Raw genomic sequence first — 21,170 nt, 5'->3', positions numbered from 1 at the left:
GCTCTTCTCGGGGGCTTGCCGGGACGGCGGGCCCGTAAATCAGTGGAGGCTTCTGTTGCCAGGTGCCTCCGAACCCCGCCTAGAAGTGCGAACCCCCAGGGCTTGATTTGAAGCTATCGCACAGCCTTAGGCTGCGAGACGTGCTTCCGCATAGTTGTCATTGGCAACTACTATATAGCCCGATGACGGTGGTACCATGCCGAGCAAAAGTTCGATCTTTACACCCTCGTCGATCCTATTTCGCCCCCGCCTCAACCCTTCCCGTGGAAGATTGACCCCCGATGAGGGAGGACTTTTCCACTGCGGAAGGGCTCAGGTGGAGGCGCCGGGTACCGCCCCCGGGTCCGAATGGCTTATTTCATCGTCCGTTTATCGCTATAGCCGGCTTGCACCGGCGAGACGAATATAGGCAGTTCCCTGCCATCTGAAAAGGCCGAAAGCGCCAAGCCATTCTAAGCCGGCGAGATAGTCGCCGACATTTCCTTTCTGAGGTTTCGATGCGTGCCTATCTCGATCTCATGGCCGACGTTCTGGCCGGCGGCGCCGACAAGGGCGACCGGACCGGCACCGGCACCCGTTCGGTGTTCGGCCGTCAGATGCGGTTTGATCTCGCCGCCGGCTTTCCGCTCGTCACCACCAAGAAGCTCCACCTTCGTTCGATCATTCACGAGCTGCTCTGGTTCCTGAAGGGCGACACCAACATCGCCTATCTCAACGCCAACGGCGTGAAGATCTGGGACGAGTGGGCGGATGCGGACGGCGAACTCGGCCCGGTCTACGGGGCGCAATGGCGGTCCTGGCCCGATTATCAGGGCGGGCATATCGACCAGATCGCCGGCATCGTCGAGGCCATCAAGCGCAACCCGAATTCACGCCGGCTGATCGTTTCGGCCTGGAACCCGGCCCTCGTCGACGAGATGGCGCTGCCGCCCTGCCACTGCCTGTTCCAGTTCTACGTCGCCGACGGGAAACTGTCCTGCCAGCTCTACCAGCGCTCGGCCGACATCTTCCTCGGCGTGCCCTTCAACATCGCCTCCTACGCGCTGCTGACGGCGATGATCGCGCAGGCGACGGGATACCAGCCTGGCGAGTTCATTCACACGCTCGGCGACGCGCATCTCTACGCCAACCATTTCGAGCAGGCGCGGCTGCAGCTGACGCGCGAGCCGCTGCCGCTGCCGCAGCTGCGGCTGAACCCCGCGGTCACCGATCTCTTCGCTTTCGGCTTCGACGACATCACCATCGAGAACTACCAGGCGCACGATAGCATCAAGGCGCCCATCGCCGTTTGAGCAACCGTCAGGGCTGGTTTCGCGGTCCGTTCTGGCGCTATTTTCGAGGCCGGACGCCGGGAGAAAACGATGCTGACCTTGATTCATTCGCCGCAGTCGCGCTCGACGCGCATTCTCTGGCTGCTGGAGGAGCTCGGCGCGACCTACGACGTCCGCTATGTCGGCATCCGGCGCATGGACGGGTCCGGTGCCCGCGATCCCGCCAACCCGCACCCGGCCGGACAGGTGCCGGCGCTGCTGCACGACGGCGCAGTGATCTCGGAGTCCAGCGCCATCGTGCTGTACCTCACCGATCTCTTCCCCGATTCCGAGATGGGACGGCCGATCGGCCACCCCGAACGCGGCGCCTACCTGACATGGCTCGCCTATTATGCCGGCGTCCTCGAGCCGGCGGTGACCGCGCGGCAGCTGCAGATCGCGACGCCGGGCTCGCTCTTCGCCCGGCAGTTCGACGAACTCGGGGAAAGGCTACAGGCGACCCTTTCACGGCACGACTATCTGCTGGGCGACACCGTCTCGGGTGCCGACATCCTGGTCGCTAGCGTCATGCAGTGGTCGGCCTCGCTGATGCCGGACCTCGAAGTGCTCCGGGCGCATGCCGAGCGGATGTCGGTCCGTCCGGCGCTGGCCCGCGGCCTGCAGCGGGACGCGGCATGACGCGACTGGTCGCCGTCGTCGCTATGGCCGAAAACAACGTCATCGGCCGGGACGGCGAAATGCCCTGGCGCCTCGCCACCGACCTCAAGCGCTACCGCCAGCTCACCATGGGCAAGCCGATGATCATGGGCCGCAAGACCCTCGTCTCGATCGGACGGGTGCTGGACGGGCGGGATTCGGTCGTGCTGACCCGCAGCGCCACCTTGCCGATCGCCGGTGCGCACGCCGTCGCGACGCCGGACGCGGCCCTCGCTCTGGCGGAGAAGTTTGCCGGTCAACGCGGCGCCGACGAGATCGTGATCGCCGGCGGGGCGGAGATCTACACCCTGTTCATGGACCGGCTCGAGCGCCTCTGCGTCACCCATGTCGAGGCGAAGCCGGAGGGCGATACGCTGTTTCCGGCCATTGATCCGCTGCGGTGGAAAGTCGTGCAACACGAGGACGTTTCCCCCAGCGAGCGGGACAGCGCGGCCAGCCGTTTCGTCATCTACGACCGGATCTGAGATCACCCTCGAAGGGCCGCCGTTTGCCGCCTGGGCGGCAGGCATCCGGTAACGATGACCGGCGGCGCGACCGGTAAAACCGCGTCCTCGCGTTGAAAGGGCTCAAGCCAGTTCCTATAAGGGTTTTGGACGAATGATCGACGATGCGGGGCAGTTCCCGTGTCCTTCATGTCAATCGAGAGGACATGCATGCCCTGGAGCAATCAGACCGGTGGTGGCGGCGGCTATAAAGGCAGCGGCGGCAACGGCAATGGCAACGGCCCTTGGGGCCAAGGCCCGCGCCCCGGTAACGGCGGAAAATCTCCCGACCTCGAGGAAATCCTGAGGCGCGGGCAGGACCGTCTTCGGCGCGCCATCCCTGGTGGCGGCGGCGGCGGCGGCGGTCGCGGTGGTCCTCCCGGCGGAGCGGCCAGCGGTTTTGCCTTCGGCGGCCTTATTCTCGTCGTCCTCGCGCTGATCTGGGTCTTCAACGCGGTCCATACCGTCCAGCCCGGCGAATACGGCGTGAAGATCTTCCTCGGCAAGCCACGCCAGGAACTCGCCAGCGAGGGCCTGAATTTCACCGCCTGGCCGCTCGAGACGTTCCAGACCGTGCCGGCCGTCGAGAACCAGCTGCGCATCGGCAGTGCCAGCCCGGATGGCTCCGGCGCCCTCGCAGGGCAGATGCTCTCGGGCGACCAGAACATCGTCAACGTCCAGTTCTCAGTGCTCTACCGCATCGACAATCCGCAAGCCTATCTCTTCAACGTCGACGATCCGCAGGGCATGCTGCGGCAGGTCGCGGAGAGCGCCATGCGTGAAGTCGTCGGACGTCGGCCTGTCGACGAGGTGTTCCGCGACAACCGCGCCGGCATTGCCGAGTCGGTCCGCGCGATCATGCAGGATGCCCTCGATCGCTACGGCTCGGGCCTGCGCATCAGCGGCGTGTCCATCGAGGACGCGGCACCGCCGCAGCAGGTTGCGACCGCCTTCGAGGAAGTGCAGCGCGCCGGCCAGGACCAGACCCGTTTCGTCGAAGAAGCCAACCTCTACCGCAACCAGCAGCTGGGTGAGGCCCGTGGTCAGGCCGTTCAGATCCGCGAAGACGCGGCCGCCGAGCGCAACCGTTTGATCCAGGACGCGCAAGGTGAATCGCAGCGCTTCACCGCCATTCTGGACGAGTACGAGAAGGCGCCAGAGATCACGCGTCGTCGGATCTTCCTCGAGACCATGGAAGGCGTCTACCGCGACGCCAAGAAGGTGATTATCGAGTCCGGCACCAACGGGCAGGGCGTGGTGCCCTACCTGCCGCTGAACGATCTGCAGCGGCGCGGCGGGACGACCGTCGCCCCGAACACCCCGAACCAGAACTACGGCTCGACCAGCACCGGCGCGACCGCCAGCCAGGGAGCCAACTGATGAGCAACCGTTTCTATGCCGGCCTGCTCGGCTTCGCCGTCGTCCTGTTCATCATCTGGAGCTCGATCTTCGTCGTCAACGAGCGCGAGCAGGCCGTGGTGATCCGCCTCGGTCAGATCCAGCGGGTGATCACCGAGCCCGGCCTTTACGCCAAGCTGCCCTTCGCCTTCGCCAATGCCGACATCGTCCAGATGCTGCCGGACCGCCTGTTGCGCTCCGACATCACCGACCTCGAGGTCCAGGTGTCCGGCGGCGCGCGTTATGTGGTCGACGCGTTCATGGTCTACCGCATCACCGATGCCCGCAAGTTCCGGGCCGGCGTCCAGGGCGGCCAGTTGGAGATCGCCGAGCAGCGGCTGCTGACGCGCTTCAACTCCGCCATCCGCGCCACCTACGGCAAGCGCAGCTTCGACGCGGCGCTCTCCTCGGCGCGGGCGGAAATGATGGTCGAGATCCGCGACCAGGTTCGGCCGGAGGCCTCGGCGCTCGGCATCAGCCTCGAGGACATCCGCATCAGCCGGACCGACCTCACCAGCGAAGTGTCTGAGAACACCTACCGCCGGATGGCGGCAGAGCGTCTGACTGAGGCCGAGCGGCTGCGCGCCGACGGCCAGGTTTCGGCCCGCGAGATCCGCGCCGCCGCTGAGCGTGAATCCTCCGAGCTCCTCGCCGGCGCACGCCGCGAGGCAGCTGTCCTGCAGGGCGGCGGCCAGGCCCAGCGCAACGCGATCTTCGCCGCGGTGTTCGGGCGCAACCCGGAGTTCTTCGAGTTCTACCGCTCGATGCAGGCCTACAAGACCGCGCTCGACGGCAACGGACCCTCGATGGTCCTAAGCCCGGACTCTGAGTTCTTCCGCTACTTCAAGAGCGATGGTGCAGCCGGTGCCACGGCTTCCGTCGCGGTATCCCCGGGTGTCGCGGCCGCGGCAGCCGAAGCCGCTGCGGAAGCCGCAACGCCGCCGACAGCACCGGCAGCGGACGCACCGGCACCCGCAGGCGCCCCCGCGGCGTTGCAGGCGCCGGCGCTGGATACGCCACCGCCGGCAGATGCACCGGCTCCCGCCGAAGCACCGGCTCCAGCCGGGGCGCCGGCGCCCGCAGAAGCGCCGGCCCCGGCGCCCGCACAGTAAGTCTTTATGCCGGGCGGCTTCCACCGCCCGGCATTTTCATTTCAGGGCCGCCGAGCGGGTCACGTCGGCGGTGCAAAGCCGTGAAGTGGCCGTAATCTTCTTGCTTCGGCCATGTTTTTCCGTTTGCCTCGATCGGGTGCGCAGGGCGCGATCTCCGGGGCCCATGCCGGCGACGGCCCGGGCGCGACAACCACGGGAATCGCCATGTCCGACCGCCGCCCGCTGCACGCCCTGACGGGTCTTCTTCTCCTCGGTCTCGCAGTGCCCGCCGGCGCGCAAGGGGTGATCGCGCCGCCGCCCGAAGGCCAGACGGTAGCCCCGCAGCCCCCGGTCGCCGACACCGTCAATCCCGCCGCACCCGGTGTTCCCGCGACGCCTCACCGGTCGAACGGTCCGGAATCCGTTGCCGATGTCGCCGAGCCGCTGCTCGACGCCGTGGTCAACATCTCGACCTCTCAGACCGTCGAGGGTTCCTCGCGCAACGTGCCGCGGCTCGAGGCGCCCGAGGGCTCGCCGCTGCAGGACTTCTTCGACGATCTCCTGAAGGACGGCGACGGCAGTGATTCCCGCAAGGTGCAGTCGCTGGGCTCGGGCTTCGTCATCGACTCCGCCGGCTACATCGTCACCAACAACCACGTCATCGCCGACGCCGACGAGATCACCGCCAATTTCGCCGACGGCTCCAAGCTCGATGCCGAACTCGTCGGTGTCGACACCAAGACGGATATTGCGCTGTTGAAGGTCGTGCCGAAGACGCCGCTGAAGGCCGTAAAGTTCGGCAATTCCGAGAAGCTGCGGATCGGCGACTGGGTGATGGCCATTGGCAACCCTTTCGGGCTCGGCGGTTCGGTGACCGTCGGCATCGTCTCGGCCCGAGGCCGCAACATCAATGCCGGCCCCTACGACAACTTCATCCAGACCGATGCGGCCATCAACCGGGGCAATTCCGGCGGCCCGCTGTTCGACATGTATGGCGACGTCGTCGGCATCAACACCGCCATCATCTCGCCGACCGGTGGCTCGATCGGCATCGGCTTCTCCATTCCCTCGGTGATCGCCTCCAACGTCATCGGCCAGCTCCGTCAGTTCGGCGAGACGCGGCGCGGATGGCTCGGCATTCGTCTGCAGGAGGTGACCGACGACATCGCCGAGGGCCTCGGCCTGCCGGCCGCCAAGGGCGCGCTGGTCATGGGCGTCGTCCCGAAAGGCCCGTCCGACAACGGGCTCCTGAAAGTCGGCGACGTCATCGTCACCTTCGACGGCAAGGACATCCTCACCTCGCGCGACCTGCCGCGCATCGTCGCGGAGACTCCGGTCGGCAAGAAGGTCGTGGTGAAGCTGCTGCGCAAGGAAGCGAAGACCTCCGATCCCGTGCAACAGATCGACGTCGACGTGACGCTCGGCCGGCTCGAGGACGGCGAGAAGCTGATGGGTGACGAGGACAAGGCGGACACCGAGGACAGCCAGCCCGGCGCGAAGGCTGAGGAGGGTGTCGAGGTGCTCGGCTTGGCTCTCGACGAGATCGACGAGGCGGCCCGCACGAAGTTCGGGCTCGGCGCCGACGTGTCAGGCGTCGTGATCACCGCCGTCGCGCCGTCGTCCGGCGCGGCCGAAAAGGGGATCGAGCCCGGTATGGTCATCCGGGAGGTCGCGCAGGAGCAAGTGGCAAAGCCCGCCGACATCGCCAAGAAGATCGCCAGCCTGAAGACCAGCGGCCGCAAAAACGCGCTGCTGCTGCTTGCCACCGCGACGGGCGAACTGCGCTTCGTGGTGGTGCCGATCGATTGACGTCGTGACTCTGGCGCCGGAGGCCGGGGCAAAGCCCGTTCCGGTGCCCCATCCAGTGATCGTCTTCGATACCGACTGCGTGTTGTGCAGCGGGATGGTCGCGTTTGTGCTGCGCTTCGAGCGCGATGCGGCGCTGCATTTCGTTGGCGCCTGGTCGCCGGAGGGCGCGGGGCTCGCTGCGGCCCATGGGCTCGCGCCCGAAGACCTCGATGCGACCTTCCTGGTTGTGGTGGGAGAGAATGGCCTGACGCGATCCGATGCGGCGATCGAGATCAGCCGGCACCTGAAGGCGCCTTTGCGCTGGCTCGGGGTCGTGCGCATCGTCCCGCGCTCCTGGCGTGACAGCGCTTATGATCTCGTCGCACGGCGACGCTATCGCTGGTTCGGTCGGCGCCAGGATTGCACCTTGGTGCCGCCGGACCAGCGCCATCGCTTTGCCGGCGTCGGCGGGGCGAGGGCGGGCGTTTTGTAAAGCCGCCTAGCTCTGGTGCGGCGCAAGCGCCGACCATTGCGCCCGCGAAAGGCGATAGAGCTTGTGGCGGACGAGATGGGGATGGGTCCTTGGATCGACCTTGGGATGGTCGAAGTCGGCAACCCGCTCCAAGCTGAGGCGCAACATCACCGCTTCCGAGGCAATATTGTCGACGACGCAGAAGCTGACGATCTCGCCGATGTCGAAGCCGGCAAAAGCGAAGTCGCGGCAAGCGCGGCCCGCTTCCGTGGCAAATCCCTTGCCACATTCTTCCGGCAGAAGCCGCCAGCCGATCTCGACCCCCGGGGCACGGGGCATATTGGCATCGAGCCGGGCCGTGCCGGCCATGCCGACGACCCGCCCGTCCTCTTTGGCCTCCAGCGCGAAGAAGGTCATGCCGTCGCGGTCGAGCATGGCGTTGAAGCGGTCGAGGGCGGCATCGGACTCGGCCCGGTCGCGGCGAAAGGGAAAGAAACGCATCACCGTTTCGTCGCTGTTCAGCCGGTGAAACGCCGCGCGGTCGCGATCCATCCAGCGGCGGACGATCAGCCGCTCGGTCTCGAACGGGATCACCCGACGAAATCAGTCGCCGCATAGCCCTGGAGGAAGAGCAGGGCGGTGAGGTCGCCATGGTCGATCCGGTGCGGGGCGGCGGCGGCGACCGCGGGCTTGGCGTGGATCGCGACGCCGGTGCCGGCGATGCCGATCATGCCGAGGTCGTTGGCGCCGTCGCCGACGGCCAGCGCGTCGGCAGGCGTCAGGCCGCGCATCGCCGCGATCTGCCGGAGCGCTTCGACCTTGGCCTCGCGGCCGAGGATCGGCGCTTCGACGGTGCCGGCGAGATGGCCATCGGTGATGTCGAGCCTGTTGGCGCGGTTCTCGTCGAAACCGAGGCGGGCCGCGATGACCGAGGTGAAGGCGGTGAAGCCACCCGACACGAGCGCAGCATAGGCACCGTTGGCGCGCATCGTGGCGACGAGCGTGGCGCCGCCGGGGGCGAGGGTAATGCGCGAGGCGATGACGTCGGCGATGACGCTTTCTGGGAGCCCCTTCAGCAGCGCGACGCGGGCGATGAGCGCCGGCTCGAAGTCGATCTCGCCGTTCATCGCCCGCGCGGTGATCTCGGCGACCTCGGTCTTCAGCCCGACAAGGGCGGCGAGCTCGTCGATGCACTCTTCCCCGATCATCGTGGAATCCATGTCGGCGATCAGAATCTGCTTGCGCCGACCGGCCGCCTCCTGCACCACGCAGTCGACCTTGGTGGCGGCCGCGAGCGCGCGGACCTCGGCCATCGCCGCCGCCGTCGGCGCTTCGGGCAGATGGATGTCGCAGGCGACGTCCGGCTGCAGCCAGGTCAGCGCACCGCCAAGGCTTTCCGCGACGTCGCGGGCGATGGGCAGGCTGTGCCGGGCGGAGATGAGCGTGACGACGAGCATGGCGCGAATGTCCCAACCAGCCGGACAAATCCGGTCGGTCCTGATAGCCGGGCCGACCGCGAGCGGCAAGTCGGGGCTGGCCGTGCATCTGGCGAGGGCTTTCGGCGGCGTTGTCGTCAACGCCGACTCCATGCAGGTCTATGACGGCCTGCGGCTTCTGACCGCGCGACCGTCCGACGCCGATCTCGCCGCCGCGCCGCATGCCCTCTACGGCCACGTGCCGCCGGATGCCGATTACAGCGTCGGCGCCTGGGCGCGGGACGTCGCGCCGCTTCTGGCGACGCTTGTTGCCGAGGGCCGGATGCCGATCATCTGCGGCGGCACCGGCCTCTACTTCAAGGCGCTGCTCGGCGGCATCGACGCGATGCCCGCAGTGCCCGATGCCGTCCGGACGGCCTGGCGCGCCCGCATGGCGGAAGAGGGGCCGCAAGCCCTCCATGCCGAACTCGCGCGGCGCGATCCCGAGACGGCAGCGCGGCTGCGGCCGGGGGATCCGCAGCGGATCCTGCGGGCGCTGGAGATCTTGGCGGTCACAGGCGAGCCGCTGGCGGCGCTGCAGCGGGGCGCCGGCGCCCCGCTGATCGCGGCGGACTCGGCGCTGAGGATCCTCCTCACCCCGCCGCGTCCGGTTTTGCGCGATCAGATCCGCCAGCGGTTCGACGCCATGCTGACGGCCGGCGCTCTGGCCGAGGCGGAAGCCTTTGCCAAAATCCCCGGCGCGCTCGCCGGGACGGCGGGCAAGGCCATCGGCGTTGCCGAGCTTGTCGAGCACCTCGAGGGGCGGCTCGACCTCGATGCGGCGACGGACCGCGCGGTCACCCGCAGTCGGCAATATGCCAAGCGGCAGGAAACCTGGTTCCGGCACCAGTTCGACGGCGGCCGTCTGCAGCCGACCGAACAATTGGATGCCGATCTCGGCAAAGTGCTCCAAAACTTTAAGTTCAGTAAACCTTCAGGCAGCTAAGTCTCATCCACGGACGTCAGGCATGGCATGGGTGAGAATGACATCGAGAAAAGTTGAGATTTCATTCGTCGTGCTGCTGGCGGTCATTTTCGCGGCCGCGGTCCTCGTTTCGGAGATGGCGGGCGAGTTCGGCCGCCAGCTGGCGGTTTCCGGCGGGGTTCCGAACGGGGACTATATACGGTTCCTTTATCTCTCCATCGAGGGCCTGCTGATCACGGCCGCTATTGTCGCCCTTGTCTTCGTGCTGCCCTTCCTGCGGGCCCAGTCGCGCGAGCACGGCAAGCTCTCCATGCTGACCAGTGTCCTTCGGCGCCGCACCAAGGAGATGGAGCAGGCGGCTCTGACCGACGGTCTGACGGGACTGGCGAACCGTCGGCATTTCGACGATGCCCTGGACCAGCAACTCAGCGCCTTCGACAGGAGTGCCGAGCCGCTGGGCCTGATGATCCTCGATCTCGATCACTTCAAAGGCATCAACGACACCCACGGCCACGATGTCGGCGACGAGGTCCTGCGCAAGGTCTCGAAGTGCCTGATGGACTACACGCGCCATCACGACACCGTCGCGAGACTGGGCGGCGAGGAATTCGCGGTGGTCGTCCCGAACATGAGCCCGCGCGATCTCGGTGACTTCGCCGACCGGTTGCGGCTCGCCGTCGAGCGGCTGCGGATCCAGTCGGGCAACGTGCGGCTGCGCATCACCATGTCCATCGGCCTCGCCGAGGCCCGGCCGGGCGAGAACGCGGCATCGCTTTACAAGCGCGCCGACATCAATCTCTACAACGCCAAGCAATCCGGCCGAAACCGCATCTGCGCCTGACGATATCAGCCGGCGCCGGAACCGATCCGCCGACAAGCGGTTTCGGCCGACCATTGTCGAAACGCTGTCGGTCGTCCCGGCGGCAGCCGGGAAGCTTTCATGTCCGCCACCGACGTTCTTCACCAGCACCGGCGTCCGATCGAGAAGGCGGCCCGCGCCGGCTATGTCGCACGCGGCGCGGTCTATCTGATCATCGGCTACTTCGCCTTCAAGGCCGCCTATTCCACCGGACGGGCGATGGGCTCGAAGGAAGCGATCGGCACGGTCTTCGGCTCGGTCGGCGGCGTCGTACTTCTCTCCGTTCTCGTCGTGGCCTTGCTGGCGTTCTCGCTCTGGCGCTTCCTGCAGGCCGGTCTCGATCCGGACCGACACGGCACGGGGGCGAAGGGTCTCTTCGTGCGGACCGGTCTTCTGGCGAGCGGCGTGTCCTACGGCGCGCTGGCGCTGTTTGCCGCGACCCTCGCCATCGGCGCCGGTTCCGGCGGCGGCGGGATGATGCATGACGGCATCTCCATGGCTTATGCCGCGGGCTTTGGCCGGGCCCTGACGCTGGCTGCCGCCGCGATCATGCTGGTGGCGGGCCTCGCGCACATCTTCAAGGGCGCCACGGCGGGCTTTGAGAAGTACATGCGGTTTCCGGCCGACCGCAGCTGGCTGAAGCCGGTCTGCCAGGTTGGCCTCATGGCCCGTGGCGCAACGTTTCTGCTGCTCGGCTTCCTGATCTTTACCGGGGCGGTGTCCTATGCCGACAGCGAGACGCCGGGCCTTGGCACCGCGCTCGACGCCATGGCGGACTGGCGCTACGGCTGGGCCTTCCTGGCCGCGACTGGCCTCGGACTGATGGCCTTCGGCGTCTACGCGCTGGCCCAGGCGCGCTATCGTCGCATCGAGGTGTCCGCCGGCTGATCAGTGGATGTTTGATCGCGTGACGGAGGGGCGTTGACGCGCCTCTCCGTTGCGATTAACGTCTTCACCATGAGCAAGATTCTAATCGTAGTACGAGGGCGCACACGCGAGACGGTCTAGGGACCGTCCGGCGAAAGCCACGTGTGCGCTGCCCAAGGCCCTTCAGGGGCCTTTTTTATTGCTCGCATTTTCCGCCTTTTCAGCCACTTCGACGATCTCTCAGCGAAAACCCGGACTACGGGATGTAGCGGATCGATCGACCAGGAAACGGACCGAAACGATGACTGCCGGACAACGTAAAATGACGGGCGCCCAGATGGTCGTGCAGGCGATGGTCGACCACGGCGTCGAGCATCTCTTCGGCTATCCCGGCGGAGCGGTGCTGCCGATCTACGACGTTCTGTTCCAGCAGGATGCGATCAAGCACATCCTCGTCCGGCACGAGCAAGGCGCGGGACACGCGGCCGAGGGCTATGCCCGCTCGACCGGCAAGCCCGGCATGGTCCTCGTCACCTCCGGTCCCGGCGCCACCAACATGGTGACGCCGTTGCAGGATGCGCTGTCCGATTCAATTCCGATGGTCTGCATCACCGGCCAGGCGCCGACCATGCTGATCGGCTCAGACGCCTTCCAGGAATGCGATACCGTCGGCATCACCCGGCCGTGCACCAAGCACAATTGGCTGGTGAAGGACGTCGAGGATCTCAGCCGCGTCCTGCACGAGGCGTTCCACGTGGCCACCACCGGCCGGCCCGGCCCGGTCGTCGTCGATATCCCGAAAGACGTCCAGTTCGCGACCGGCACTTACACGCCGCCGCAGCCGATCCACCGGCACGAGAGCTATCGGCCGCAGCTCGAGGGCGACCACGAGCGCATCCGTGCGGCGATCGAGATGCTGGCGAATGCCAAGAAGCCGATCATCTATTCCGGCGGCGGCGTCATCAATTCGGGGCCTGAGGCGAGCCGTCTGTTGCGCGAGCTCGTCGCGGTCACCGGTTTCCCCATCACCTCGACGCTGATGGGGCTCGGCGCCTATCCGGCGTCCGGCGAGAACTGGCTCGGCATGCTCGGCATGCACGGCACCTACGAGGCGAACCTTGCCATGCATGACTGCGACGTCATGCTGTGCATCGGCGCGCGCTTCGACGACCGCATCACCGGCCGCCTCGACGCCTTCTCGCCGAACTCGAAGAAGATCCACATCGACATCGACCCGTCCTCGATCAACAAGATCGTCCGCGTCGAGCTGCCGATCATCGGCGATGTCGCGCATGTCCTCGCCGACATGGTCTCGACCTGGAAGGCCGAGAGCCGGCGGGCCGATCCCGAAGTGGCCGACTGGTGGGCGCGGATCAACGCCTGGCGCGGCCGCAACTGCCTGGCCTACAAGCCGAACGACCAGCTGATCATGCCGCAATACGCGATCCAGCGGCTCTACGAGCTGACCAAGGACCGCGACACCTACATCACCACCGAGGTTGGCCAGCACCAGATGTGGGCCGCGCAGTTCTATGGTTTCGAGGAGCCGAACCGCTGGATGACCTCCGGCGGCTTGGGGACGATGGGCTATGGCCTGCCGGCGGCTTTGGGCGTGCAGATCGCCCATCCCGACGCGCTGGTGATCGACATCGCCGGCGACGCCTCGGTGCAGATGACGATTCAGGAAATGTCGGCGGCGGTGCAGCACGACGCGCCGATCAAGATCTTCATCCTCAACAACCAGTACATGGGCATGGTCCGGCAGTGGCAGCAGCTGCTGCATGGCAACCGTCTGTCGCATTCCTACTCCGATGCGCTGCCGGACTTCGTGAAGCTCGCGGAAGCCTATGGCGGCGTCGGCATCCGCTGCGACAAGCCGGGAGACCTCGACGCGGCGATCCAGGAGATGATCGACGTGCGCCGGCCGGTGATCTTCGACTGCCATGTCGAGAACCTCGCCAACTGCTTCCCGATGATCCCGTCGGGCAAGGCGCACAACGAGATCCTGCTGCCCGACGAGGCGACGGACGACGCGGTCGCCAACGCCATCGACGCCAAGGGCGCTGCTCTCGTCTGAGGTATCGGGCACGCGCCGCCGAAAGGTGGCGCGTGCCTTGGCCGCCCGTCTCACGCCGCGCCGACCCGCGCCGCCAACGCCAGAGAACCCCATGAACCGCCCGATCCAGCCGCCGGCTTCCGCCTATTTCATCACCCAGGAGAAGGAGGCGGTGGAGACGCGCACGCTCGCGCTTCTCGTCGACAACGAGCCGGGGGTTCTAGCCCGCGTCATCGGTCTATTTTCCGGCCGCGGCTACAACATCGAGAGCCTCACCGTCTCCGAGACCGAGCACGCCAAGCACCTCTCGCGCATCACCATCGTGACGCGGGGCACGCCGCACCTTCTGGAACAGCTGAAGAGCCAGCTCGACCGCGTCGTGCCGGTGCACCGGGTCGTCGACCTGACGCTGCACGGCCGCGACGGCACGATGGACAGCCCGATCGAGCGCGAACTCGCGATCGTCAAGGTGGCCTGTTCCGGCGAGAACCGCGCCGAGGCCCTGCGCCTCAGCGATGCGCTGGGGGCTAGCATCATCGACGCCTCGGTGGAGCATTTCATCTTCGAGATCACCGGCCGGGTCTGGGAAGTCGACCAGTTCATCGCCCTGATGGCGCCGCTCGGCCTCGTCGAGCTCTGCCGCACCGGCGTCGCGGCCCTTTCGCGCGGCCGGCACGGGATGTAGGGGCGCCAAGGGTCGTCGCAGCTTCCTAGCTGCAGGGAAGGCACGCGTCCCTTCCGCGCCGTGGACGCAGGGCAGGCGCGCGGCGTCTTTCAAAGGATATTGCCATGTCCCTCGACGTCTTTCTCGCCCTTCTGACCTTTGCCTTCGTGTCCTCGGTGACGCCAGGGCCGAACAACATGATGCTTCTGGCCTCGGGCGTGAACTTCGGTTTCATCCGCACCATCCCGCACATGCTGGGCATCGCGGTCGGCTTCGTTATGCTTTTGCTGGCGGTCGGCTTCGGGCTCGGCGCGCTGCTCGCGGCCTTTCCGGTGATCGAGATCGGCCTGAAGTGGCTGAGCGCGGTCTATCTCCTGTGGCTCGCATTCAAGATCGGCACTTCCCGCGGGCTGGGCGAGGGGGCGGCCGGCGCCGTGCCGATGACCTTCCTTCAGGCGGCGGCCTTCCAGTGGATCAATCCCAAAGCTTGGGCGATGGCGCTGGTTGCCATGGGCGCCTACACCAGCGTGGAGCGTCCGGTGACCTCGGTGCTGATCGTGGGCATCGCCTTCGGGCTGGTGAATTTCCCGAGCGTCTCGGTCTGGGCCGGTTTCGGCGTCGCGCTGCGGGGGTTTCTCGCGGAACCCGCACGGCTGAAGTGGTTCAACATCGCGATGGGTGTCCTGCTGGCGCTGACGGTGGTGCCGATCCTGCTGTAGGCAGAATGAAGGCCGGCGGGCTTGCACGTTGGCGCCCATATAATCGATCATGCCTCAGAGTACCGCTGGAGACATCGATGGCAGAACCATTCATTGCCGTGGATCGTGGCGCTCCGGACGACGGCTGGGACGAGCCGGATGGGCGTGGGGTCGTTGCGTGGCAGACGCTCGTGTCGGCCGATACAACGCCGACGGACGGGATCACCGCGGGGATCGCCGTGCTAGAGCCGGGTGGCCACCTCGCACTTCACCGGCACGAACCACCAGAGATCTACTTCCTGCTGGAGGGCGAGGGCGTCGTGACACTCGGCGGCGTTGAGCGCCGAATTGCCAAAGGCTCCTGTGTTTCCATTCCCGGCAATGTCGAACACGGCATTCGCAACGAAGGAGGTCAGCGCTTGCGCTTTCTCTACGTGTTCCCGACCAATGCCTTCTCGGACGTGGAGTACCGGTTCTCCTGAAGCACGCTCCGCAATCGGCTTGCCCTTAAGGGCCGAATCCTGTCTCTGGCGAAGATGAAATTCTCGCCCCAGCAAGATCAGGCCCTCCAGGCCGTCGCCACGTGGCTGCAGGATGGCGGCCAGCCGATCTTCCGGCTTTTCGGCTATGCCGGGACCGGCAAGACGACGCTCGCCAAACACTTTGCCGAGGGCATCGACGGCAGCGTGCAGTTTGCCGCCTTCACCGGCAAGGCGGCGCAGGTGCTGCGTTCAAAGGGCGCGAAGAGCGCGCGGACGCTGCATTCGCTGATCTACCGCCCGCGCGGGGAGGACGTGATCGCCGACGACACCGCCGGCACCGCCCGCGTCTCGCCGACCTTCTCCTTGAACCGCCAGAGCCCGGTCGCGAAGGCCAAGCTCATCATCGTCGACGAGTGCTCGATGGTCGACGAGGCGCTCGGCCGCGACCTTCTGTCGTTCGGAACGCCCGTGCTGGTCCTTGGCGATCCCGGCCAGCTGCCGCCGGTCACCGGGGGCGGCTTCTTCACCGAGGCGCCGCCGGATTTCCTGTTGACCGAGATCCACCGCCAGGCGCGCGACAACCCAATCATCGCGCTGGCCATGGACGTGCGCGAGGGCAAGCCGCTGATGCTCGGCGACTACGGCGCAGCGCAAATCATCTCGAAGCAGGACGTCGACCGTGATCGGGTGCTCGCCGCCGACCAGGTGCTGGTCGGCACCAACCGCACCCGCCGGCGCTACAATGCGCGGCTGCGCGAGCTCAAAGGGTTCAAGGGCTTTCTCCCCTATGCCGGCGACAAGCTGGTGTGCCTGCGCAACGACCCGGCTAAGGGGCTGCTCAACGGCTCGCTCTGGCAGGTGATGACGGCCTCGCCCGAGACGGTGAAGCCCGGCATCAACCTGATCGTGCGGCCGGACGATGACGACGTCGACCAAGGGGCGGCGAAGATCAAGCTCTTGAAATCGGCCTTCGAGGCGCCGGACGAGGAAGTCGCCTGGGCGACCAAGAAGCGCTACGACGATTTCGACTACGGCTACGCGCTGACCGTCCACAAGGCGCAGGGCTCGCAGTGGAACGACGTGATGCTGTTCGACGAGAGCTGGGCTTTCAAGGACAGCCGCGAGCGCTGGCTCTATACCGCGATCACGCGGGCGGCGGAGAAGCTTACCATCGTCAAATAGCGATAACCCGAGCCTGCCAGAAATGAAAAAAGCGGCGGTGGAGAGATCCACCGCCGCTTTTCTGTAAGGTGACTGGAGAAGGTTCAGCAGCCCGACGGGGTGAAATTCGCCGTCTTGTCGGTGATGCCGTCGAACTTGGCGGTGCAGCCGCCACCAAGGTCGAGCGCCGCGCCGACAGCCACTTCCTTGTTGCCACTGCCGACGACCACGACGAAGGCCTTCTCCGGCGTCAGGCGGGAGAGGAACATGCGCTGCGTGCCGAAGGTCGCCGTCTGTCCGATCGTCAGGGCGGCGGGGCCTCCGGCGGTGGCCTGTGTCGGGGCGGGTGCCTCGCCGGCCGGAGCCTCGGCGCCTGCAGGTGCTGCCGCAGCCGCCGGGGCCGGCGCTGCCGGAGCCGGTGCGGCCGCTGCAGGCTCTGGCGCCGGAGCAGCCGGTGCGGGCGCAGGGGCAGCTTCCGGTGCCGGTGCCGGTGCGGCGGGGGCTGCCGGAGCCGGTGCTGCGGGGGCAGAAGCAGGAGCGGGGGCAGCTGGAGCCGCAGCCGCCTCGCCACCGCAGCCGGTAGCCTTGAAGGTGGCGGTACGGCCGTCGATCTTCACCAGCGTGACGCTGCAGCCATCGCCGAGATCAGCGGCGGCGCCGGTGGCGACGGGGATCTGTCCCTTGCCCTGGCTGCCGGCTAGGAACAGGAAGGCCTTGCCGTCGGGCGAGAGCCGGGTCAGGAAAACGCCCTTGCTGCCGAACATCGCGGTCTGGCCCACCATGATCGAGGTTCCGTCGGGCGACGGAGCGGCGGCAGGCGCCGCGGCAGCAGCCGGTGCGGGAGCAGCCGGAGCAGCGGGGGCGGGCGCGGCAGCAGCGGCTGCGGGTGCCGCCGGTGCAGCTTCCGCAGCCGGAGCAGGGGCGGCCGGTGCCCCCGGCGCTGCAGGCGCGCCTGCATTGCTGCAGTCGGTCGGGGCGAGGTAGGCCGCGGTGCCCGACACGCCGGCGAGCGTCACGTTGCAGCCGCCGCCGAGGTCGATCTTGCCGCCTGTGGCGGTTTCAGCGGGTGCTGCGCCCTCGGCGCCGAGCGAGGCACCCGTGTCGCTGACAGCCGCGACGGTCAGTCGCTTGTTGCCGAAGATCGCCGTCTGGCCGGCGAGAAGCACGGCGCCCGTATTGCCGATTTCAGCGGCGAGCGCGTCGGCCTTTCCGCCGCCGGCGGGCGCGGCTGCCGGAGGTGCCGGCGGCGGCGCTGCCGCGAGCGCATCGAGCTTGGCCTGCAGGGCGGCGATGCTCTGGGTGATCGTCTCGCCGGAGGCCTGACCGGCCGTTGCGGCCGCTGCTGCGGCATCGACCTTGGCGCCGAGCGCGGCGATCGCCTCGGCGGGGCCGGCGCTGGCGGCGGCCTGTGCGTTAATCGTTGTCTGAAGGCCGGCGAGCGGTGATTCGATCGCGGCGACCCGTGCGTCCAGCTGATCGAAGCGCGCGGTCTGTGCGTCCTCGATGTCGTCGACATCAGGGCCGAACAGCCATCCGACGAACAGTCCGATCAGGCCGGCGATCACCAGCGGCAGGAATCTCGAGCTACCCATTTCATTCTCCCAAACGGCCCTCCCAGGCCCATGCGGTCAGGGAACAAGTCTCGGCAGCGCCTGTCAACCACGCAAACCGGACGATGTGGCAAGCCGCCGCGGAGAAGCCGTCACCACGTGGGATGCGCCGAGGCGATGGCCGGACGCCCGCGGCACCTCTGACGCCGGCTGAGCTACTTTCCGCCCCGGCAGGACGGGACATCCGTCCCCCGAAGGCTGGCTCTCTCCGGGCGACGGGTCTATGGATCGGCGGCGATTCGAGGAGGCCCGCATGCCGACGCAACTCTCCGTCAACATCAATGCCATCGCCATGCTGCGCAACCGGCGAGACCTGCCCTGGCCGAGCCTGACGCATCTCAGCCGCATCGCCCTCGCCAGCGGGGCGCATGGCCTGACGGTGCATCCACGGCCGGACCAGCGGCACATCCGCTTCGCCGACCTGCCGGACATCCGGGCGCTGATCGACGCCGAGTTTCCCGGCGCGGAGTTCAACATCGAGGGCTATCCGACGGAAGATTTCCTGGTGCTGGCCGAGAGCGTTCGGCCCGAACAGGTGACGCTGGTGCCGGACGACCCCTCGCAGCCGACCTCCGATCACGGCTGGGACTTCGTCCGCGACGCCGCTCTGCTCGCGGACGTGGTGGCCCGGCTGAAGGCCGGCGGCGCCCGCGTCTCGCTTTTCGCCGACGCAGTGCCCTCCGCAATGACGGACGCGGCGAAGACCGGCTGCGACCGCGTGGAACTTTATACCGGGCCCTATGGCGGCACGTTCGATGACGCAGCGGCGGCCGAAGCCGAAATCGAAAGGCTGGGCGCCACCGCCGATGCCGCGCTGGACAACGGGCTCGGCGTCAACGCCGGTCACGATCTGACGGTCGCGAACCTGCCGGCCCTCGTCCATCGCATCCCAGCCCTTGCGGAGGTCTCGATCGGCCACGGCCTCACCGCAGACGCGCTAGAATATGGCATGGCCGAAACGGTGCGGCGCTTCCGCCGTGCCTGCGGCCAGGCGATCTGATCCCCGCATCATCGGATGCCAACGCTGCGTCAGGCTCCAATTTCCTGACGCGGCCGACAGGGTCAAAGCGCGATCGCTGGTCCGCAATGGCTCGCGAAGGCAAATCGTACGCGGTCCCGCGACGGCGTCTTGCCAGGCCAAACGCGATCCTGTAGGCAGTACCGTAACGTACGGTACGCATGTGGTCGCCTTCGACCTCGGGTGCCGTCATCCGGAGCTGGAATGCAGCAGCAGGCTGAGATCGACGACACGCCCCTGACCGACCGCCAGCGCGAAGTGCTGGACGCGGCGCTGGGCCTGCTCGTCGACTCTCGGGAGTCGCTGACCATGGGCGCCGTCGCCCAGCGTGCCAGCTGCTCCAAGGAAACGCTCTACAAATGGTTCGGCGGCCGCGACGGCCTGTTGACCGCGACCGTGCAGTTCCAGGCGTCCAAGGTGCGCTCCGTGCCGCTGTCGCCGGACGGCCTGGACCGCGAGGCCCTGTTCGCCAACCTCGAGGGCTTTGCCCGCGACTGGCTGGCGGTGCTCTCCAGCGATACCTCGGTCGCCCTCAACCGGCTGGCGGTCGGGCAGGGCGGCTCCGACAAGCACGACCTCGGCGCCATCGTCCTGGAGAACGGGCCCTTCGCCATGCGGCGAAGGCTCGGCCCGGTGCTCGAGGCCGGACAGGCGGCGGGTCTCCTCGCCTTCGACAGCGTCGATGCCGCCTACCGGACCTTCTTCGGGCTCGTCGTGCGCGACATGCAGATCCGTCTCCTCCTTGGCGAGCGGTTGACGCTCCTCCCGGACGACATCGGCCGCGAGGCCGCCCGTGCAACGCAGCAGTTCTTCACGCTGCACGGCTCACCTTCGGCGGGCGACCCCCGCCGCTGACTGTTCTACCAAGCGGGGAGGCCGAACGGCTCCCCGACGATCAAAGGGAAGGAAACCCCATGCGTGTCTATTACGATCGTGACGCCGATCTGAACCTCATCAAGTCCAAGAAGGTCGCGATCATCGGCTATGGCAGCCAGGGCCGCGCCCATGCGCTGAACCTCAAGGATTCCGGCTGCACCGAGATCGCCGTGGCGCTCCGCGCGGGTTCCGCGACCGCCAAGAAGGCCGAGGCCGATGGCCTCAAGGTCATGTCCGTCGCCGAGGCCGCCGCCTGGGCGGACCTGATGATGATGGCGACCCCGGACGAACTCCAGGCCGAGATCTGGAAGGAAAGCATTGCCGACAACATCCGCGACGGCGCCGCTATCGCCTTCGCGCACGGCCTGAACGTCCACTTCAACCTGATCGAGCCCAAGAAGACCGTCGACGTCGTGATGATCGCGCCGAAGGGACCGGGCCATACCGTGCGCGGCGAATACCAGAAGGGCGGCGGCGTGCCGTGCCTCGTCGCCATCGACCACGACGCCTCCGGCAACGCGCTCGACCTTGCGCTGTCTTACGCCTGCGGCGTTGGCGGCGGCCGTTCGGGCATCATCGAGACGACCTTCAAGGAAGAGTGCGAGACCGATCTGTTCGGCGAGCAGGCCGTGCTCTGCGGCGGTCTGGTCGAGCTCATCCGCGCCGGCTTCGAGACCCTCGTCGAGGGCGGCTATGCCCCGGAGATGGCCTATTTCGAGTGCCTGCACGAGGTGAAGCTGATCGTCGACCTAATCTATGAAGGCGGCATCGCCAATATGAACTACTCGATCTCGAACACCGCCGAGTGGGGCGAGTACGTCACCGGCCCGCGCATCATCACCGCCGAGACCAAGGCCGAGATGAAGCGCGTCCTGCACGACATTCAGTCGGGCAAGTTCACCTCGGACTGGATGATGGAGAACAAGGCGGGCCAGGCACGCTTTAAGGGCATCCGCCGGATGAACGACCGTCACCAGATCGAGGAAGTCGGCGAGAAGCTTCGCGGCATGATGCCGTGGATCAAGTCGAACGCCTTGGTCGACAAGACCCGCAACTAACAGAAGCTTCGATGGGGTGTCGCGCCCCGTCAAAGAGCTGCCGCAGAACCAAAGAATGCGGCCCCTCCGGGTGTTTTGAAGACACCGGGTGAGTGCCCTTCCGACGAAATGCAGAGGCCGGTGGAGAATCCATCGGCCTTTTTCGTTCAGGTCTTGCCGGATATCAGGAAGGCCATGGCTTGTCCGTGCGGGCTTTATGGCT

21 protein-coding genes and 1 other RNA gene are annotated in these 21,170 nt (G+C 67.0%); 18 read left to right on the top strand and 4 right to left on the bottom strand.

Annotated elements, in window-relative coordinates:
* Positions 1 to 41 precede the first annotated feature (41 nt).
* Positions 42 to 435: a transfer-messenger RNA gene (ssrA, locus tag ACZLZY_RS05680) on the bottom strand.
* A gap of 62 nt (positions 436 to 497) precedes the next feature.
* Between ssrA and ACZLZY_RS05675 the strand changes: the two genes are divergently transcribed.
* From ACZLZY_RS05675 to ACZLZY_RS05645, 7 genes are all read left to right on the top strand, one after another.
* Entirely contained in the window at positions 498 to 1,292 is a 795-nt protein-coding gene (locus tag ACZLZY_RS05675; RefSeq protein WP_472932580.1) for a thymidylate synthase, read from the top strand.
* A 69-nt stretch (positions 1,293 to 1,361) separates the two neighbouring features.
* Positions 1,362 to 1,949 (top strand): glutathione S-transferase family protein, encoded by a 588-nt coding sequence (locus ACZLZY_RS05670; protein ID WP_472932578.1) that lies wholly within the window; start codon positions 1,362 to 1,364, stop codon positions 1,947 to 1,949.
* The gene (locus tag ACZLZY_RS05665; protein WP_472932577.1) at positions 1,946 to 2,452 is read left to right on the top strand and encodes a dihydrofolate reductase; all 507 of its coding nucleotides are present in this window, start codon (positions 1,946 to 1,948) and stop codon (positions 2,450 to 2,452) included. The genes ACZLZY_RS05670 and ACZLZY_RS05665 overlap by 4 nt, the downstream gene beginning before the upstream one ends.
* 189 nt (positions 2,453 to 2,641) lie before the next feature.
* Positions 2,642 to 3,850 carry an FtsH protease activity modulator HflK gene (gene hflK, locus ACZLZY_RS05660; RefSeq protein ID WP_472932576.1) on the top strand — a complete coding sequence of 403 codons (1,209 nt, stop codon included), beginning with the start codon at positions 2,642 to 2,644 and terminating at the stop codon, positions 3,848 to 3,850.
* Positions 3,850 to 4,980: a protease modulator HflC gene (gene hflC, locus ACZLZY_RS05655; RefSeq protein WP_472932575.1), complete on the top strand. Its 1,131-nt coding sequence runs from the start codon at positions 3,850 to 3,852 to the stop codon at positions 4,978 to 4,980. Before hflK ends, hflC begins: the two co-directional genes overlap by 1 nt.
* Positions 4,981 to 5,184: 204 nt before the next feature.
* Entirely contained in the window at positions 5,185 to 6,768 is a 1,584-nt protein-coding gene (locus tag ACZLZY_RS05650; protein WP_472932573.1) for a Do family serine endopeptidase, read from the top strand.
* A 4-nt stretch (positions 6,769 to 6,772) separates the two neighbouring features.
* The gene (locus ACZLZY_RS05645; RefSeq protein WP_472932571.1) at positions 6,773 to 7,240 is read left to right on the top strand and encodes a thiol-disulfide oxidoreductase DCC family protein; all 468 of its coding nucleotides are present in this window, start codon (positions 6,773 to 6,775) and stop codon (positions 7,238 to 7,240) included.
* Between the two features lie 6 nt (positions 7,241 to 7,246).
* On the opposite strand, the gene ACZLZY_RS05640 is transcribed toward ACZLZY_RS05645, so the two are convergent.
* Positions 7,247 to 7,813 (bottom strand): GNAT family N-acetyltransferase, encoded by a 567-nt coding sequence (locus tag ACZLZY_RS05640; RefSeq protein ID WP_472932569.1) that lies wholly within the window; start codon positions 7,811 to 7,813, stop codon positions 7,247 to 7,249.
* Positions 7,810 to 8,676 carry a phosphoserine phosphatase SerB gene (serB, locus tag ACZLZY_RS05635; RefSeq protein ID WP_472932567.1) on the bottom strand — a complete coding sequence of 289 codons (867 nt, stop codon included), beginning with the start codon at positions 8,674 to 8,676 and terminating at the stop codon, positions 7,810 to 7,812. Before serB ends, ACZLZY_RS05640 begins: the two co-directional genes overlap by 4 nt.
* Before the next feature lie 7 nt (positions 8,677 to 8,683).
* On the opposite strand from serB, the gene miaA reads away from it, so the two are divergent.
* From miaA to ACZLZY_RS05595, 8 genes are all read left to right on the top strand, one after another.
* Positions 8,684 to 9,640 (top strand): tRNA (adenosine(37)-N6)-dimethylallyltransferase MiaA, encoded by a 957-nt coding sequence (gene miaA / locus ACZLZY_RS05630; protein ID WP_472932566.1) that lies wholly within the window; start codon positions 8,684 to 8,686, stop codon positions 9,638 to 9,640.
* Between the two features lie 37 nt (positions 9,641 to 9,677).
* A complete protein-coding gene (locus ACZLZY_RS05625) occupies positions 9,678 to 10,460 on the top strand; it encodes a GGDEF domain-containing protein (RefSeq protein WP_472932564.1) in 783 nt (260 codons plus the stop codon).
* 99 nt (positions 10,461 to 10,559) lie between these two features.
* Positions 10,560 to 11,366 (top strand): DUF1206 domain-containing protein, encoded by an 807-nt coding sequence (locus ACZLZY_RS05620; RefSeq protein WP_472932562.1) that lies wholly within the window; start codon positions 10,560 to 10,562, stop codon positions 11,364 to 11,366.
* A 280-nt stretch (positions 11,367 to 11,646) separates the two neighbouring features.
* On the top strand, positions 11,647 to 13,422 hold the full coding sequence (locus tag ACZLZY_RS05615; protein WP_472932561.1) for an acetolactate synthase 3 large subunit: 1,776 nt from the start codon (positions 11,647 to 11,649) through the stop codon (positions 13,420 to 13,422).
* Between the two features lie 91 nt (positions 13,423 to 13,513).
* On the top strand, positions 13,514 to 14,086 hold the full coding sequence (gene ilvN / locus ACZLZY_RS05610) for an acetolactate synthase small subunit (protein ID WP_472932559.1): 573 nt from the start codon (positions 13,514 to 13,516) through the stop codon (positions 14,084 to 14,086).
* A 104-nt stretch (positions 14,087 to 14,190) separates the two neighbouring features.
* Entirely contained in the window at positions 14,191 to 14,784 is a 594-nt protein-coding gene (locus ACZLZY_RS05605; RefSeq protein ID WP_472932557.1) for a LysE family translocator, read from the top strand.
* 77 nt (positions 14,785 to 14,861) lie between these two features.
* The gene (locus tag ACZLZY_RS05600) at positions 14,862 to 15,245 is read left to right on the top strand and encodes a cupin domain-containing protein (protein ID WP_472932556.1); all 384 of its coding nucleotides are present in this window, start codon (positions 14,862 to 14,864) and stop codon (positions 15,243 to 15,245) included.
* A gap of 54 nt (positions 15,246 to 15,299) precedes the next feature.
* Positions 15,300 to 16,427, top strand: coding sequence for an ATP-dependent DNA helicase (locus ACZLZY_RS05595; RefSeq protein ID WP_472932554.1), 1,128 nt, complete (start codon positions 15,300 to 15,302; stop codon positions 16,425 to 16,427).
* Between the two features lie 83 nt (positions 16,428 to 16,510).
* Here the strand turns inward: ACZLZY_RS05595 and ACZLZY_RS05590 are convergent, their stop codons facing one another.
* Positions 16,511 to 17,998 carry a hypothetical protein gene (locus ACZLZY_RS05590; RefSeq protein ID WP_472932552.1) on the bottom strand — a complete coding sequence of 496 codons (1,488 nt, stop codon included), beginning with the start codon at positions 17,996 to 17,998 and terminating at the stop codon, positions 16,511 to 16,513.
* 271 nt (positions 17,999 to 18,269) lie between these two features.
* Here ACZLZY_RS05590 and ACZLZY_RS05585 point away from each other — a divergent pair, with 271 nt between their 5' ends.
* The 3 genes from ACZLZY_RS05585 (at position 18,270) to ilvC (ending at position 20,968) form a co-directional block, all read left to right on the top strand.
* Positions 18,270 to 19,016: a pyridoxine 5'-phosphate synthase gene (locus ACZLZY_RS05585; RefSeq protein ID WP_472932550.1), complete on the top strand. Its 747-nt coding sequence runs from the start codon at positions 18,270 to 18,272 to the stop codon at positions 19,014 to 19,016.
* Positions 19,017 to 19,238: 222 nt separating this feature from the next.
* Positions 19,239 to 19,889, top strand: coding sequence for a TetR/AcrR family transcriptional regulator (locus ACZLZY_RS05580; RefSeq protein ID WP_472932548.1), 651 nt, complete (start codon positions 19,239 to 19,241; stop codon positions 19,887 to 19,889).
* 59 nt (positions 19,890 to 19,948) lie between these two features.
* On the top strand, positions 19,949 to 20,968 hold the full coding sequence (gene ilvC / locus ACZLZY_RS05575) for a ketol-acid reductoisomerase (protein ID WP_472932546.1): 1,020 nt from the start codon (positions 19,949 to 19,951) through the stop codon (positions 20,966 to 20,968).
* The last annotated feature ends 202 nt before the right edge of the window (positions 20,969 to 21,170 follow it).

This window comes from Mesocryomonas lacus, from assembly GCF_055730135.2.
The sequence above is the reverse complement of the archived record's forward strand: the minus strand, read 5'-3'. Positions and strand labels throughout refer to the sequence as shown.